Origin of the sequence: Bradyrhizobium jicamae (assembly GCF_018130215.1) — a bacterium.
Classification (GTDB): Bacteria; Pseudomonadota; Alphaproteobacteria; order Rhizobiales; family Xanthobacteraceae; genus Bradyrhizobium; species Bradyrhizobium jicamae_A.
On record NZ_JAFCKQ010000035.1, the window covers coordinates 24227 to 39572 of the forward strand.

The window sequence follows — 15346 nt, forward strand, 5'->3', positions numbered from 1 at the left end:
CTTGGACATCAAGTTGCCTCCGTTCGAAAAACGCGAAAACCCAATCACGCAGGCAGACAAGTTTCCAGCCGGCTATCCGTCGGCCGGATCGCTTCGAACTCACGCGGCCTCCTCGAACGCGCCGAGGCCGTTGCGATCACTGCGATCCATCACCCCTCCGCCCGTGCCTGCGTCCAGACCGCGATCGGCTGCTCGAGCCCGCGGATGGCCTGCGGGGTCCGGGCCATCAGGGGGCCAAATACCGCTTCCGCACCGTCGAGTTCGGCTCTGGCCTGGCTGACGAGATCGTCGCTTACCACCAGCGCGCAGTCGAGCACGCGGGTCAACGCTTCGAGCCGGCTTGCGGCGTTCACGGTCGAACCGATCACCGCAAATTCGAGACAGGTCAGCCCGATGTCACCGAGTACGACGGGCCCATAATGCAAGCCAAAACTGACGCGGAGCGGCGTCTCGTCTGCAGCTTTGCGCCGGTCGTTCCATCGATCCGCCGCCGTCATCATCGCCTGCGCACAGCGTAGCGCGTTGATGGCGTCAGTTGTTCCGACGAACGGCGTCCCGAAGGTCGCCATCAATCCGTCGCCGAGATATTTGTCCAGCGTGCCGCTATGACGGAAAACCTCCTCCTCCATCAGCGCGTGGAATTCGCGCAAGGTGCGCACGACCTCGTCCGGCGTGCGCGCATCGGCAAAAGCCGTGAAGCCGACGATGTCGACGAACAGCACCGCGACGTTCTGCGTGCGCACCTGCTTCAGCGGCTCGTCATGCCTTGATAATTCCTCGACCACATTCGGCGAAAAGTAGCGTGCAAGATTGCCGCGTTCACGCTCCACCGCGGCATGGCTGATCAGGAGATCGTTGCTGCGTCGCACCGCCACCGCGAGTGTCACCGCGGCGATCATGAAGACGACGATCTCCTGAATGCGCTCGCCGAACACGATCGAGTTGGGCGAGATCAGTTGCAGCAGCCTGTGATCGCTGCCGATCGCTGCTGCGACGCGGGCGGTCAGCGCGGGATCGCGATCGGGCTGCCACCACACCCAGGCAACCCCGATGATCCAGAGGGCGGAGGTCCACGTTCCGACCGCGATGACCGTGCGCCAGGAATAGGCCAGGGTCGCGCTCGACAGCAGCACAAAGAAATAGATGAAGTTTCCGAAATGGAGTTGCATCGCCGCCGGCCAGTGCCCCGAGCCGATGGGATTCGGTCCCACAAGGACCACCGTCAGCAGCGCAAGGTCGCAGAACAGCAGCGCAAGCTCCGGCCTCGACACGCCGACCCGCCCGACCCTGGCCTGAGCCCAGCCGATCAGCGCGAACAGGCCCAGCATCGCCACGTAGTAGAGCTGTTCCCAGGCCGGGTTGATAATCGGCAACAGGCAGGCGATTACGGCAAGCGCGACATAGCGGGCCCGCACCGCCAGCTGCAGGCCCTCCTGCTTCGCCGCGGCAAGCGTGGCCTGCGCAAACTGAACAGTGTCAGTCTCTGTGTCACGCCGGCTGCGCGCACGCCGCAAGGCGGCGGGGAAGTCGAGGCGCTCGACAAGCGTGGTCACGGGCAGTCTCCTCGGGTGGATGGCTGCATCACAGTAGCGGACATCGGCTGTCGCAACCAACGATCAGTCTAGTGACAGGTGCGTTTCAGGTCATCAGCCCGGGCCGAAGGCTTCAGGCACTGGTTCACCGGTACCCGTAAGACCACGGCACCTCAATGGCCGTCTTGCGCGCGCCCCCTTGTTGCGGAAGGATGCCCGCATAGCAACTTCTCGACTTGAGTTGTGGAGTGCTCCAGATGCGCAAAACCCTGCAGTTCGCCGCGCTCTGTGCCGGCACCTTCCTGGCTGCATCGCCCTGCTTCGCGCGCGCCGCGGGCGGCATCCATTCCGCACCGGCCAGGGCTGCCCCGGTCAACCGGTCGGCGCCGGTCGCTCGCTCGATGCCGTCGCGTGTCCCCGTGCCCCAGCACGTTGCCCGGCCCGGCGCGCCGACCGTGCACCAGCCCGTGCATCGCGAGCTCCTTGGCGCCAATCCGGTCCGCCACGCGCCGGAACGGTTCGTGAGGTTTCATGGCGGCATGATCGGAATCCCGCCGCTGATCGCACTGCCCGAGCCTGTCTTTCTGGATGTGCCCGATCTCGGCGAAGTCATTGTCCCGCACGAAACCTACGTCGCCGTGTATCCATTGCTGACCTCGGACAGCGAGGCCGATCATGAGAAGGCGTTCTCGCTCCTCAAGGAGCAGGTCGAGCGCGATCCTCAAAGTCTCCAGCGCTCGAACCCGGTCGTTGTGGCGGCGCCTCAGGCGCGGCGGCCTTATACGTGTCCAGATTGCAAGGATGGTGCTCAGATCCTGCTGGCATGCAGGCCGGTTGGCAACTGCGACCAATCCGAGCTGCTCGTCGGCAGTGCACAGAAGCCGGCGCACCTCGCGCCGGCACGCCCGGCCGATCCCCAGAAGCCCGTCAACTAGCTCTCAACGCGACGATATCAGCCCCACTCGGCGCGGTCCGCAGGACGTCCGGACCGCGCCGTTGTCGGCTGTCTGGACGCCCGCCGTATCGCCAAACATCGGCTTGCCTACTCCGCGGCCTGCGCCAGGCGCTTGTCCAGCGGCACGATCTCGGCAGACGACCCATCCTGCTTGCGGTGCACGAGGCTGAAGACGACGGGCACGAACATCAAGGTCGCGATCGTGGAGAACATCAGGCCTCCGATCACGGCGCGCCCGAGCGGGGCGTTCTGCTCGCCGCCTTCGCCGAGGCCGAGCGCCATCGGCAGCATGCCGATGATCATCGCGAGCGCCGTCATCACGACGGGGCGGATACGGACGAAGCCGGCTTCCAGTGCCGCCGCGCGCGGGTCGCCGAGCTCGGCATAGCGCTCGCGCGCAAAGCTGATCACGAGCACGCTGTTGGCGGTCGCGACACCCATGCACATGATGGCGCCGGTCAGGGCCGGCACCGACAGCGTGGTCTCGGTCATGAACAGCACCCAGACGATGCCGGCCAGTGCCGCCGGCAACGCGGTGACGATCACGAAGGGATCCGACCACGACTGGAAGTTCACCACGATCAACAGATAGATCAGGACGATGGCGCCGAGCAGTCCGAACAGCAGGCCGGAGAACGAGCTCTCCATGGTCTGCACCTGGCCGACCAGCGACACCGTGCTGCCCTTGGGCAGGCTCTTCGCGTTGTCCGCGATCAGCTTGCGAATATCGGCTGCAACCGCCCCCAGGTCGCGCCCCTGCGGCGTGGCGTAGATCTGCACCATCGACTGGATGTCGTATTGCGACACCACGGCATTCGAGCTGGCACGCGTGATGTTCGCGATGCCGCCGAGCAGCACCGGCTGCTGCACGCCGGGCGCGGTCATCGGCAGCGCCTCCAGCGAGCCGAGCGTGTCGAGCTGATATTGCGGCGTCTGCATCACGATGGAATAGGACACTCCGTTGTTCGGATCGAGGTAATAGGTCGGCGCCACCTGGGAGCTGCCGGCGAGATTCACCACCATGCTGTTGGCGATGTCGCGCTCGGTCAGGCCGACATATTGCGCGCGCGTGCGGTCGACATCGACGTTGAAGGTCGGGTTGCGGGCCGATTGCTGGATGCGGGCATCGGCAACGCCGGGGATGTGGCGCAGCTTCTCCAGCAGATTGCTGGCATAGGTGAAATTGCCGTCGAGATTGGCGCCGCGGATTTCGATGTCGATCGGCGCCGGCGCGCCGAAGTTCAGGATCTGGTTGACGATGTCGGCCGGCAGGAACGCGAACGTCGTGCCGGGGAACAGTCGCGGCAGCTGTTCGCGCAAGGCCCTGATGTAGCCGTCGGTCGGCGCGTGCCCTTCCCGCAGCTTGATCTGGATGTCGCCGTCCTGCGAACCGATCAGGCCGGTGTTGTTGTAGGTCATGTTGATGCCGGAGATCGGCACGCCGATATTGTCGGTCATGGTCTCGATCTCGCCGGACGGAATCACCGTTCGGATCACCTTCTGGATCCTTGCGAACTGGTCGGCGGAATCCTCGACGCGGGTGCCGACCTGGGTCCTCACGTGCATCAGGATCTGGCCGGCATCGACAGAGGGAAAGAAGTTTCGCCCGAGATAGGGCACCAGCAGGAACGACAGCGCGACGATGCTGACGAAGCCCGCGACGAAGGTTGGCCGATGATCGAGCGCAAGCGCGAGCAGATCGCGGTAGCCGGCGCGCATGCGCTCGAATCCGGCTTCGAAGCCGCGCTGGAACCGGACCAACGGGTTGCGTGAGGGCGGCGCTCCGTCGTGATGATGCACATGCGGATGCAGCAGGTATTTCGCCATCGTCGGCACCAGCGTGCGCGACAGGATGAACGACCACATCATCGCGAACATCACGGCTTCCGCCATCGGCACGAACAGGAAGCGCGCCACGCCCTGCAGGAAGAACATCGGCACGAACACGATGCAGATGCAGAGCAGCGAGACGAAGGCCGGCACCACGATCTGGTTGGCGCCGTCGAGGATGGCTCGCTCGACCTGCTTGCCCTGCTCGAGATGGTAATTGATGTTCTCGATCGTGACCGTCGCCTCGTCGACGAGAATGCCGACCGCGAGCGCAAGACCACCCAGCGTCATGATGTTGAGCGTCTCGCCGATGGCGGACAGCATGATGATCGAGCCGAGCACGGCAAGCGGGATCGAGGTGGCGATGATGATGGTCGAGCGCCAGCTGCCCAGGAACAGCAGGATCATCACGCTGGTCAGGAGCGCGGCGATGACGCCCTCGCGGGCGACGCCGGTGATGGCGCCGCGGACGAAGATCGACTGGTCGCCGACGAAATCGATCTTCAGCGCCGAAGGCAGCGACGACTTGAAGTCCTCGACCTTCTTCTTGATGCCGTCGATGATGTCGAGCGTCGAGATCGAGCCCGCCTTCAGCACCATCATCAGCACCGAACGGTTGCCGTTGACATGGACGATGTTGGTCTGCGGCGGGTTGCCGTCGCGGATCGTGGCGACGTCGCGGACATAGACCATCGCACCGTTGACGGCCTTGATCGGCAGGTCGCCGAAGTCCTGGATCTTCAGCGGCGAGTTGTTGAGCTGCAGGGTGTATTCGAACTGGCCGATCTTCTCGGTGCCGACAGGCGTGATCAGGTTCTGCGCCGCCAGCGTGTTGGCGACATCCTGGCCGGACAGGCCGCGCGCCTGCAATGCGGTCGGATCGAGGTCGATCTGGATCTGCCGCTGCTTGCCGCCATAAGGATACGGGATCGCAGCCCCGGGCACCGTGACCAGCGGCGTGCGCAGCTGGTTGATGCCGATGTCGGCGAGGTTCTGCTCGGTGAGACCCTCGCCCGACAGCGCGAGCTGGATGATCGGAACGGTGGAAGCGTTGTAGTTCAGGACCAGCGGCGGGGTGGCGCCGGGTGGCAATTGCTTCAGCAGCGTCTGCGAGATCGCCGTGACCTGGGCGTTCGCGGTACGGATGTCGACATTCGGCTGGAAGAAGATCTTGACGATGCCGATGCCGTTATAGGAATTCGCGACGATGTGTTCGATGTCGTTGACCGTGGTCGTGAGCGCCCGCTCGAACGGCGTCGTGATGCGGCCGGACATCTGGTCCGGCGGCAATCCGGTGTACTGCCAGACCACGCCGATCACGGGAATGCGAATTTCCGGGAAGATGTCGGTCGGCGTCCGCATCGCCGCCAGCGGACCGATGATCAGAATGAGCAGGGCCAGCACCACGAAGGTGTATGGCCGCCGCAGCGCTATGCCGACAATCTCGTTCATTCACACGCATCTCGATCGATCGCGCTTGCAAAGCAAACCTCGCGCCACGCGCTTCTGGCATTGCGGAAACCGATTTTCCAATCACTAAAGTCTCATCCGACAGTTGATCGTCATCACTTTCCGGCAATGTTTCCGCAGGGAAATAACGGGCACGGCGTTTCGCGCGCGGAGTGATCGCGATCGCGCATTTTGCCCATTTCTTCGTCACGATATCTGTCGTGGAGATCACGCAAACGTGGTCGTTGCCAGCGCAAGTATCTGCAGTCGGCGCGGCGAAGGCCTGCGACCATGCCGCAGATCAGACGTCCGGAGCTCCGTCCGATCGAAACGGAACGCAGCTCTGCCGGTGATGATCCTGTTCATCTGTTGCTCCCCTGAGCGCTCTAGAAAAAGCCGTCGAGGAATGCGGCCGTCGCGTCCGAGAGGCCGACGATCTTGTTGGTCGCCTGGCGATAGAATTTGAAGTTGAGTTCGGTCTCGGGCTTTCCGTCCTTCCAGTCCTTGAAGCGCTTCAACTCGTTACGTCCCAATGGCTGCCTTGCCGACGCGACGCATCTGACTGCGATGCTCACACGCGGGGTTTGCCTGGCGACGCCGGGCTTGCGCGGGACCGGTTCGGCCGAGGTGACGACGGCGCGCCCAACCAGGCCTTGGCCACCCTCGTTCTCGCTCGCGAACACGAAGACGACGTCGCCGGGGGCGATATGCTTGCCGCCATACATCGTCTTCTGCATCGGGAAGGCGAAGGTCATCGCCTTGGGATCGCATATCTCGGTTTTGATTGCATAAGCCATGGCATGCCCGTGAGCGGGATCGGGTGGCCCTTGGCGTCAACACGGTCGTGGCCACCCACCGGATTTGACCGCCGGCCGCACATAGAGCACTGCAAACCGTCCCGGTTTGGGGCGGAAACCGGCATTTTCTGGTGATTTTGGCCTCGCGCTCCCTGTCCGCTTGATTCGGCGGGTTTTTCCCCCGTCGAGGTTGTGCTATGCGGAACCTTTCAAATGATGTCCGGTTTTGGTCGCATGGTCGAACTTGCTCCCCGGAATGCCCAAACGATCGGCGGCCTCGGCGTGCAGCCAATCGCGATCGGCGCCGTCGCATTGGTGCTCGTGCTGTTCGGCATCGGCTCGATCGCGCTGTGGCGCAGCTTTCCCGGCAACGCACCGGAGACCGATCGCGCAGTCGCCGCCCGCCAGTTGCAGGCAAAGACAGCGCAGGTTTCCGAGGCTCTGGTGGAAAAGACCAAGGGGCTTGAGGCCACCCAGCAGGAATCGATCGACCAGTTGCAGACGGCGCAGGACGAGCTTCAGACCATGCGCCGGCAGCTCGCCGCGCAGCAGGCCGAGACCAAGAAGCTCTCCGACCAGGTCACGGCCCTCAGCGAGGCAGTCGAAAGCCTGCGTCAGTCCTTTGCCAGCACCCAGACCAGCGACCAGAGTGCGGAGGACGCGCCGCGCAAGCGGTCCAACGCGACCCGGACCTCTCGCCACCGGCGAGGCAGGTCGCACGGCTGACATCCCGAGCGGTGCCGCAGTATGTCCGAACGACTGCCGCGCTCGGGAGCGCAGATCTTCGCAAAAACACGGGCTTCGGGGTGTCTTGTCGAACGCGGGCGGCGATCCCCGAGCCCCTAAGCCCAGCAACGTGAATTAATCCGAACTTTGTGAACTGCTTCACACGCCCGCAAAAGAAACCGGGTCATGGTGCAAGCACCGGATGGCGTGAGCCGATTTCAATATCCGGGGCTGGCAAGGTCGTTGACGGTATACTGCGTCGACGGCCTTGTTTTTTTGGTCCCGCTCGGTCGCGAGGTCGGTACGCCCGGCCTCAAGCTGGACGCCGGGCACATGAAAAATGACGCGCAGCCTGCGCGGGCCCCGGCACCGGGTTGAAGGCCTAGCGCAGGAATCCGTGGTATGCCAATGTAGTGCTGTGCCAAACCCGCCGGAGGACAGCATGCGAACGAACATAGTGGGAGCACTTTGCGCCATCGCGATGGTCGCGAGCGCACACGCGGCAGTCAAGGAAGAGCCGGTCACCTACACGGACGGCCAGACCACGATGAAGGGCTTCGTCGTCTACGACGACGCGACCCAGGCCAAGCGGCCCGGGATCGTCATGGTGCACGAATGGTGGGGCATCACCCCGCATATCCACAATGAAGCGCGGAAATTCGCGGAGCAGGGCTACGTCGCCTTCATTGCGGACATGTACGGCGACGCCAAGACCGCCGACAATCCGAAGGACGCCGGCGCGCTTTCGGGGTCCGTGATGAAGGACCCGAAGGCGATGGAGTCGCGTTTCAACGCAGCGCGGGAGCAACTCACCAAGCAGGCCTCGGTCAATCCCCAGCGGATCGGCGCCGTCGGCTACTGCTTCGGCGGCGCGGTGGTGCTGAACATGGCGCGCGCCGGCGCCGATCTCCGCGCCGTCGCCGGCTTCCACGCAACACTTGGTCTGAACACGCCCGCGCCGGCGCCAGGAGCCGTCAAAGCGAAAATCCTCATTCTGAACGGCGCGGACGACCCGTTCGTGAAGCGCGAACAGTATGACGCGCTCAAGAAGGATTTCGACGCCGCGAAAGCCGACTATCGGATCATCGAGTATCCCGGCGCCGTGCATGCGTTCACGAACCCCGAGGCCACCGAGCTCGGCAAGAAATTCAACTTGCCCCTCAGATACGACGCCAAGGCTGATCAGGAATCAAAGGCCGAAGCAGCCAAATTGTTTGCCGCAACCCTGAAGCAATAGGCAAAAAGGCCACCTGACGGTGGCCTTTTCGTTCTGTGGCTGGCCTGGCCGCGGGACAGGCAGGACCACGTTTCACGCCGGCAATTTGCCGCGCACGAGATGATCGGCGCGGACGCCTTGCAGCGCACCCGGCCGTCCTGCACCGTCAGTTCAGTTGCAAACCTGCACGTTCCGGATACGCCAGCCATAGGGCGTCATCACCCGATGGTGGACGATGTAGCATCCGCCTTCACCGTAACCGTAACCGTACCCGTCGTCGTAGCCGTAGCCGTAACCGGCGTAGTAGGGATCGCCGTAGTAACCGTCATAATAGCCGTAGGGATAACCCACGGCGGCGTAGCCCAATCCGAAGCCGATCGCAGCGGCCGCATACGGGAAGCCGCGGCGATAGTAGCCGCCATGCCATCCGTGGCCGCCCCACGCACCACCCACGCCCGCAGCCCGGATGCCCGGAGCGCCGACAAAGCCGCCGCGGAAGCCCCCGACACCGCCGTGGAAGCCGCCACCGCCAAACCCGCCGCCGTGGAAACCACCGCCGCCAAACCCGCCGCCATGGAAGCCGCCGCCACCAAATCCGCCCCGAGCGGAAGCGGTATCGACCGAGAGCAAGCCAGCCGCGGCAGTCGCCATCAAGGCAATCATCGTCTTACGCAACATCACTCGTCACTCCTCTTTAAACCTCCGACGCGTCATCGCGTCCAATATGCTAACCCAATGTAAGATCATGCCTTACCGGACGTTGGGAGGTCGCGCTCACTTCTGCGCGACCCCCGTTCATCAAACCACAGGCCCGGCCATCCTAACAGCCGCGGCAAATGCCCTTCAGCCGGCGGTCGACCGACGTGTTCTCGTTGGTGATGGCCTGGTCGACGCTCTTCGGGTGCGCCGAGCCTGTGGTGACGCCCTCACCCGTGTTCAGCTTGTTGCCGGAGGACTGCGCGGTACCGGCGCTGTTGGTGCCGCGCGGCGGCGCAGCTTGCGGAGACGTCGTACTGTTTGTCGAAGGGGTGCCCGTACCCGATCCGGTGCCTTGAGCGAAGGCGGCCGGAAGCGCCAGCAGGATTGCGATTGTGGCGAGCGTGGCGGTGGCGGATAATTTGCGCATCGGAATTCTCCTTGCCGGGATCAACAATCCCGCAACAAGGCAGTTCCTGAAGGCACTGGAGCAAGGCGATTTGCGCAAGATGATCGAGTTCGACGACGACACGTTCGACAAGCTGAAGCAGCTTGGACGCGACCGGATGGCCACCCTGCAGGAGCTGGCCGACGAGGCCTTCGCAGATCTCCTGAAGAAGCATGGCATCCCGATCGACCTGAAGGATGCGCTGCGCAAAAGCGCCAGGCTCGGGGATGCGTCGAAGCAAGAGAGCGCGCCACCGAGACGCGCGCCCAAGCGCACCAGGAAAATGTAAGAAGGTTCAGCCGATCTTCTTCAGGCCGGTTTTATATTGCGGCCCCCGGATCACGTAGGACTTGGCCGGCCGCGTCATCGCCTCGATCTGTTCGGCATTGAGCGTGCGGACCACGCGCGCGGGCGCGCCGATGATCATCGAGTATTCCGGAAACTCCTTGCCCTCCGTTATCACCGAGCCGGCACCGACGACGCTGCCGCGCCGGATGCGCGCGCCGTTCATCACGATCGATCCCATCCCGATCAGCACGCCGTCTTCCAGCGTGCAGCCGTGTACGATCGCATTGTGGCCGATGGTCACATTGTTGCCGATGACCAGCGGAAAGCCGGGGTCGACGTGCAGGGTCGAATTGTCCTGGACGTTGGAGCCCTCGCCGACCTCGATCCACTCATTGTCGCCGCGGAGCACGGCGTTGAACCAGACGCTCGCCCGCGGCTTGAGGCGCACCTTGCCGATCACAACGGCGTTGTCGGCGATGAAGTAGTTGCCGTCACCTGGAAGATCGGGGCCCTGCCCGTCGAGCTCGTAGATCGCCATGAAAGTCTCCTTAAATCATGAAGACCTTGGCACAGCGGCCCGCTTGCTTTCAAGCGAGGTGGATGATCCGCTCAGGCGAGCAGGCCGGCGGCGCGCAGCGTAATCACGAAGAAGGTGCCGGACATCAGGCTCCAGAAACCCGCGATGATCGTCGCCATCATCACGAATTCGAAGCGGCGGCGCTCGATGCGGGTGCCGCGCAGCGTGTTGCGCATGATGATGAAGGGCGCGGCGAAGACCAGAAACGGCACCGCGGCGAAGGTCTTCGGTGCGACGCCTTCGTGCAGCAGCCCGAAGCCGGCGGGGCGCTCGGCCATCGCCTGGTAACCGCTGGCGAGCGCACCGGCGAGGGCAAAACCAATGCAGAGCGAGAACAGGGAATTCAGGGCTTCGGGCGACATTGGAACTTCCGCTACGCAACAGACAGCCACCCTGCTTCGCAAAAATCCCGGCCCGCCGCCACATCATCCTTAAGAAAGGGTTAATCGGCAGGTTCCGCCGGCGTGCCGACGCATGGCTGGTTCGGTCCGGATTCCATTGGAATCATACGGAATTGCGTCGATGCGTGGCATATTCCGGAGATGATTCGGCCTCATCTGACGTGACCCGACACATCCCATGACGCTTCTCTCGACGGCCCAGCATCTGGCGCGTGACACCCGGCGCAATCCGCGCGCGCATCTGGTCCCGATCATCCTGTCGGCACTGCTCGCCGCCGGCGCGATTGCGCTCGTCGCCTATCTGCTGTGGCCGACATACGCCACCGTCCCGCCCAGTGACCCATCGCGGCTGCCGGTCAGCGTCGGCGGCACGCTGTTCAACGTGCCGACCATGGCCGTGCGCATGAAGATCCAGCGCCATTCCGGGCCGCAGGAACGCGTCGATCTCGATTTCCTCTATCCTTCGCTCGAGGCGCCCGGAGCGCCCAGGCACTACAGCGCCGACACCATCGAGGACAAGGTGCAGCCGATCGACCGCATCTTCGTGTCGATCGCGGCGCATCACGATTCCCTCGCGCCCGAGATGCGCCTGCGCACGATCTATCCGCGCTATCTCGACGACGCCGCCAACACCGACGACGGCCTGACGACGCGCGCATTTCGCGGCGGCTCACCCTATGCCGGCGAGGACCTGTTCACCGCAAGCGAGCCGGCGCTCGTCGCACGCTGCTCGCGCGACACCACAACGCCCGGCATGTGCCTCAGCGAGCGGCGCATCGAGGGCGCCGACCTGACTTTCCGCTTCCCGCGAAGCTGGCTCGCGCAATGGCGCGACATCGCGACTGCGATGGACCGCCTCTCCGCGCAGATGCACAGCGCGAAGGGCTAGCAAGTTTGGCAGCTGGCGCGGCCAATTCTGCGCTATTCGGCCAGATCCTCTTCCAGGATCGCCATCTGGAACTGGAACGAGCGATCATCGTCCTCGTCGTCGACGAACAGCACGCCGATGAACTCTTCGCCGATATAGACCTCGGCCGAGTCGTCCTTCTTCGGCCGCGGTACCACGCGGATCTTGGGATTGCCGAACACGCGTTTAAGGTACGCGTCGAGCTTCCTTACTTCCTGAACGTCCACGGTCGTCTCCAATCGGGTCGATGATTTCCGGGGCGTTTTTAGGACGGGATGACAAAGACCGCCAGAGCCTTTTCAGGCTCCGGCGGCACGATATTTGTCAGGGCACGCCGCGGTCAGAAAGCGAATGAAATCAAAGCCCGATGGCGTTGAGCATCTGGTCCATGGTGCGTGACGGCTCGGCGCAGCCGGCCTCGCCGACGATTTTCGCGGGCACGCCCGCCACCGTGACGTTGTGCGGCACCGGCTTCACCACGACGGAGCCCGCGGCGATGCGCGCGCAATGGCCGATCTCGATATTGCCGAGAATCTTGGCACCGGCACCGATCAGGACACCATGGCGGATCTTTGGATGGCGATCCTCATTCTCCTTGCCCGTGCCGCCGAGCGTAACACCGTGCAGGATCGAGACGTCGTCCTCGATGACGGCAGTCTCGCCGCAGACGAAGCCGGTGGCGTGATCGAGGAAGATGCCGCGGCCGATCCTGGCGGCCGGGTTGATGTCGGTCTGGAACACCGCCGAGGAGCGGCTCTGCAGGTAAAAGGCGAAATCCTTGCGGCCCTTCAGATGGAGCCAGTGCGCGAGACGATGGGTCTGCAGCGCGTGAAAACCCTTGAAGTAGAGCAAGGGGTCGATGAAGCGCGCGGTCGCGGGGTCGCGGTCATAGACTGCGACGAGGTCGGCGCGGAACGCGTTGCCGATATCTGGCTCGTCGCGCAGCGCCTCGCCATAAGCCTGGCGGATCAGGTCGCCGGACAGCGCGGCGTGGTCGAGACGCTCGACAATGCGATGCACCACCGCGTCTTCCAGACGATCATGATGCAGCACGGTGGCATAGATGAAGGACGCCAGTTCCGGCTCGCGGCGGACGATGTCCTCCGCCTCGCTGCGGATTCGATCCCAGATCGGATCGAGCGCCGCGAGCTTCCCTCCCTGCGGACTGACCTGATGAACTGCCATTGGCTGCTCTCGCAATTCGGTTGTTCGGTTATGCGTTATAGCACGATGGATCGAGCGCGTCCCCGACGGCGCGGGACGGTAAACCCTGCCCGAACGCTCCCCCGCAGACGTCTAGGGCAAGTGGTCCGGATTTCGCCGAAATCAAGCCGTGGCTCTGCAACTATTGGCGGATTTCATTCCCAGAGGGGATTTGGGCATGGTCGACCCCAATACGGGGGGATAAATCATCAATACGCAGATTCTACGCGCACGCCTGACCGATACACGGTCGGTTTGGGCCGCCACGATAGCCATTCCCCTCCTGCTGCTCGCGCCCGCCTTCTGGAACGGCTACCCGCTGCTCCAGTGGGATACCGGCGGCTATCTGGCCCGCTGGTACGAGGGATATCTGGTGCCGAGCCGGTCCACCGTATTCGGCATCTACCTGCATGTCGGCGAGGATTCGAGCTTCTGGCTCAACCTCGGCATCCAGGCGCTGGCAACGCTGTGGATCCTGCAGCTGACGCTGCGCGTCCTCGATCTCGCCCGCCCGGCGCGGCTGGTTGCGATCAGCCTCGCGCTGATCGCGACCACCGCCCTGCCCTGGATTGCGAGCATGCTGCTGACCGACATCTTTGCCGGCCTGTCGGTGCTCGCCCTGTTCGTCCTCGTCATGTGCGGGGCGAAGATCTCGACGCTAGAGAAGTGGATCCTGTTCGTGTTCACGGCGTTCTCGGCGGCCACCCACAGTGCGACCCTTGCCGTGCTGCTCGGCCTGTGCTGCGTCGGCTGGGCCGTGCGTCCGTGGCTCGGCCGGCCGATCCCGTTCGCGGGGCTGGCGCTGGGCAGCCTGACCATCGTCGCGGGCGCGGCAATGCTGCTGGCCGCGAATTTCGCGCTGTCGGGGCAGCTCGCCTGGACGCCCGGCGGCTACGGTGTCGCTTTCGGCCGCATGCTCCAGGACGGCATCGTCACGCAATACCTGCGGGACCACTGCGCCAGCCAAAACCTGAAGCTCTGTCCCTACCGCGACGAGCTGCCGCCGACGGCCGATGACTTCCTGTGGGGCCACAGCATGTTCGACACGCTCGGCCGCTTCCAGGGACTGAACGACGAGATGGGCTTCATCGCGGTGCGCGCGCTCGCCGAATATCCGGCGTGGCAGGCCGAGGCCGCGCTGGCCGCGACCGCGCGCCAGCTCTCGTCGGTCGCGACCGGCGAAGGCAGCAGCGGCTGGCTTCCGCATACCTACGGCATCATCGAGCGTTACATCCCCGCGCAGGCCGCAAGGATGCACGCAGCGCGCCAGCAGCGCTGGCGTCTCGACTTCACCGCGGTCAACCGCATCCATGTCCCGGTCGCATTCGCCTCCATGGTGCTGGTCGTGATGCTGTTCAGCCGCGGCCTGTGGCAGCGGCGGCGCGACGACATCACGCTGCTGGCAGGCACGGTGACGCTGGCGCTGCTCGGCAACGCCGCCATCTGCGGCGTGATCTCCGGCCCGCATGATCGCTACGGCGCGCGCATCGTGTGGATCGCGACCTTCGTGGTGCTGCTAGCGGCGGCGAAAGCTCTCAGCGCGCGCGATGCGGACGAGCTAGGCGCGCCGTGACAGGAAGTCGATAACCCCCGTCTTGTACACCTTGTCGCCGACCGCGCGCATGTGATCGCGGTTCGGGATGTCGAGCACCTGCGAACCCGGAATGACCTTGCCCAGCGCGGCGGCCGAGCCGGCGATCTCGTCCTTGCTGCCGACCGCAATCAGCACCGGCACGCGGATGCCGGCCGCCTCCCCGCGCGTCATCAGGCGCCGCGAGCCGCGCAGGCAGGCGGCGAGCGCGCGGCGGTCCGAGCGGGTCTGGTCGGCGAAGGCGCGAAAGGTGCGGCCGACCGGATCGGTGACGTCGTCGAGCGAGGCCGCCTCCAGCGCCGTGGCGACGTTCTCGCCGGGACCGCCGCCCTCGATCAGCCCGATGCCGATGCCGCCCAGGATCGCCGAGCGCAGCCGCTCGGGATGCTCGCGGGCCAGGATCGCGGTCATCCGCGAGCCGAGCGAATAGCCCATGATGTCGGCGCGCGGAATCGCAAGGTGATCCATCAGCGCGATGACGTCATCAGCCATCGTTGCGATCTCGTATTGCCCGGGATCATAGAGCTTGGCGGACTCGCCATGGCCGCGATTGTCCAGCGCGATGACGCGACGGCCGGCCTTGACCAGCTCGGAGACCCAGGTCGGATAGACCCAGTTGACGTTCTTGCTCGAGGCGAAGCCATGCACGAGCACGATCGGCTCGCCCTCGCCTTCGTCGAGATAGGCAATTTCAACATCGCCGTGGTGAAAGCTCGGCATCAACAATTCC

At 64.4% G+C, this 15346-nt stretch carries 16 protein-coding genes; 6 read left to right on the forward strand and 10 right to left on the reverse strand.

Annotated elements, in window-relative coordinates:
* Positions 1-149: 149 nt before the first annotated feature.
* Positions 150-1553: an adenylate/guanylate cyclase domain-containing protein gene (locus JQ586_RS41355; protein ID WP_212397994.1), complete on the reverse strand. Its 1404-nt coding sequence runs from the start codon at positions 1551-1553 to the stop codon at positions 150-152.
* A 236-nt stretch (positions 1554-1789) separates the two neighbouring features.
* On the opposite strand from JQ586_RS41355, the gene JQ586_RS28740 reads away from it, so the two are divergent.
* Positions 1790-2467: a hypothetical protein gene (locus JQ586_RS28740; RefSeq protein ID WP_212397995.1), complete on the forward strand. Its 678-nt coding sequence runs from the start codon at positions 1790-1792 to the stop codon at positions 2465-2467.
* A 107-nt stretch (positions 2468-2574) separates the two neighbouring features.
* Here JQ586_RS28740 and JQ586_RS28745 read toward each other — a convergent pair whose 3' ends face one another.
* Together JQ586_RS28745 and JQ586_RS28750 are read right to left on the reverse strand one after the other, a co-directional pair.
* On the reverse strand, positions 2575-5769 hold the full coding sequence (locus JQ586_RS28745) for an efflux RND transporter permease subunit (RefSeq protein ID WP_212397996.1): 3195 nt from the start codon (positions 5767-5769) through the stop codon (positions 2575-2577).
* A gap of 383 nt (positions 5770-6152) precedes the next feature.
* On the reverse strand, positions 6153-6563 hold the full coding sequence (locus JQ586_RS28750; RefSeq protein ID WP_212397997.1) for a hypothetical protein: 411 nt from the start codon (positions 6561-6563) through the stop codon (positions 6153-6155).
* A gap of 234 nt (positions 6564-6797) precedes the next feature.
* Between JQ586_RS28750 and JQ586_RS28755 the strand changes: the two genes are divergently transcribed.
* Both JQ586_RS28755 and JQ586_RS28760 read left to right on the forward strand, forming a co-directional pair.
* The gene (locus tag JQ586_RS28755) at positions 6798-7289 is read left to right on the forward strand and encodes a hypothetical protein (RefSeq protein WP_212398045.1); all 492 of its coding nucleotides are present in this window, start codon (positions 6798-6800) and stop codon (positions 7287-7289) included.
* A 442-nt stretch (positions 7290-7731) separates the two neighbouring features.
* Positions 7732-8526 carry a dienelactone hydrolase family protein gene (locus JQ586_RS28760; protein ID WP_249148274.1) on the forward strand — a complete coding sequence of 265 codons (795 nt, stop codon included), beginning with the start codon at positions 7732-7734 and terminating at the stop codon, positions 8524-8526.
* 150 nt (positions 8527-8676) lie between these two features.
* Here JQ586_RS28760 and JQ586_RS28765 read toward each other — a convergent pair whose 3' ends face one another.
* Together JQ586_RS28765 and JQ586_RS28770 are read right to left on the reverse strand one after the other, a co-directional pair.
* A complete protein-coding gene (locus JQ586_RS28765; RefSeq protein WP_212397998.1) occupies positions 8677-9183 on the reverse strand; it encodes a hypothetical protein in 507 nt (168 codons plus the stop codon).
* 142 nt (positions 9184-9325) lie between these two features.
* Positions 9326-9631, reverse strand: a complete 306-nt coding sequence (locus JQ586_RS28770; protein WP_212398050.1) for a hypothetical protein — start codon at positions 9629-9631, stop codon at positions 9326-9328.
* Here JQ586_RS28770 and JQ586_RS28775 point away from each other — a divergent pair.
* The gene (locus JQ586_RS28775; RefSeq protein ID WP_409411025.1) at positions 9624-9938 is read left to right on the forward strand and encodes a hypothetical protein; all 315 of its coding nucleotides are present in this window, start codon (positions 9624-9626) and stop codon (positions 9936-9938) included. The two genes, JQ586_RS28770 and JQ586_RS28775, sit on opposite strands and share 8 nt — an antisense overlap.
* A 6-nt stretch (positions 9939-9944) precedes the next feature.
* Here the strand turns inward: JQ586_RS28775 and JQ586_RS28780 are convergent, their stop codons facing one another.
* Both JQ586_RS28780 and JQ586_RS28785 read right to left on the reverse strand, forming a co-directional pair.
* A complete protein-coding gene (locus JQ586_RS28780; RefSeq protein ID WP_212397999.1) occupies positions 9945-10475 on the reverse strand; it encodes a gamma carbonic anhydrase family protein in 531 nt (176 codons plus the stop codon).
* Between the two features lie 71 nt (positions 10476-10546).
* Positions 10547-10876, reverse strand: coding sequence for a DUF6949 family protein (locus JQ586_RS28785; protein WP_212398000.1), 330 nt, complete (start codon positions 10874-10876; stop codon positions 10547-10549).
* 217 nt (positions 10877-11093) lie between these two features.
* Between JQ586_RS28785 and JQ586_RS28790 the strand changes: the two genes are divergently transcribed.
* Positions 11094-11804 carry a hypothetical protein gene (locus JQ586_RS28790; RefSeq protein ID WP_212398001.1) on the forward strand — a complete coding sequence of 237 codons (711 nt, stop codon included), beginning with the start codon at positions 11094-11096 and terminating at the stop codon, positions 11802-11804.
* Positions 11805-11836: 32 nt separating this feature from the next.
* On the opposite strand, the gene JQ586_RS28795 is transcribed toward JQ586_RS28790, so the two are convergent.
* Positions 11837-12049 (reverse strand): DUF3126 family protein, encoded by a 213-nt coding sequence (locus JQ586_RS28795; RefSeq protein ID WP_212398002.1) that lies wholly within the window; start codon positions 12047-12049, stop codon positions 11837-11839.
* A 130-nt stretch (positions 12050-12179) separates the two neighbouring features.
* Positions 12180-13007 (reverse strand): serine O-acetyltransferase, encoded by an 828-nt coding sequence (gene cysE, locus JQ586_RS28800; protein WP_212398003.1) that lies wholly within the window; start codon positions 13005-13007, stop codon positions 12180-12182.
* A 223-nt stretch (positions 13008-13230) separates the two neighbouring features.
* On the opposite strand from cysE, the gene JQ586_RS28805 reads away from it, so the two are divergent.
* Positions 13231-14598, forward strand: a complete 1368-nt coding sequence (locus JQ586_RS28805; RefSeq protein ID WP_409411026.1) for a hypothetical protein — start codon at positions 13231-13233, stop codon at positions 14596-14598.
* Here JQ586_RS28805 and JQ586_RS28810 read toward each other — a convergent pair.
* Positions 14584-15336: an alpha/beta fold hydrolase gene (locus tag JQ586_RS28810; RefSeq protein WP_212398004.1), complete on the reverse strand. Its 753-nt coding sequence runs from the start codon at positions 15334-15336 to the stop codon at positions 14584-14586. The genes JQ586_RS28805 and JQ586_RS28810 overlap by 15 nt on opposite strands.
* Positions 15337-15346 lie beyond the last annotated feature (10 nt).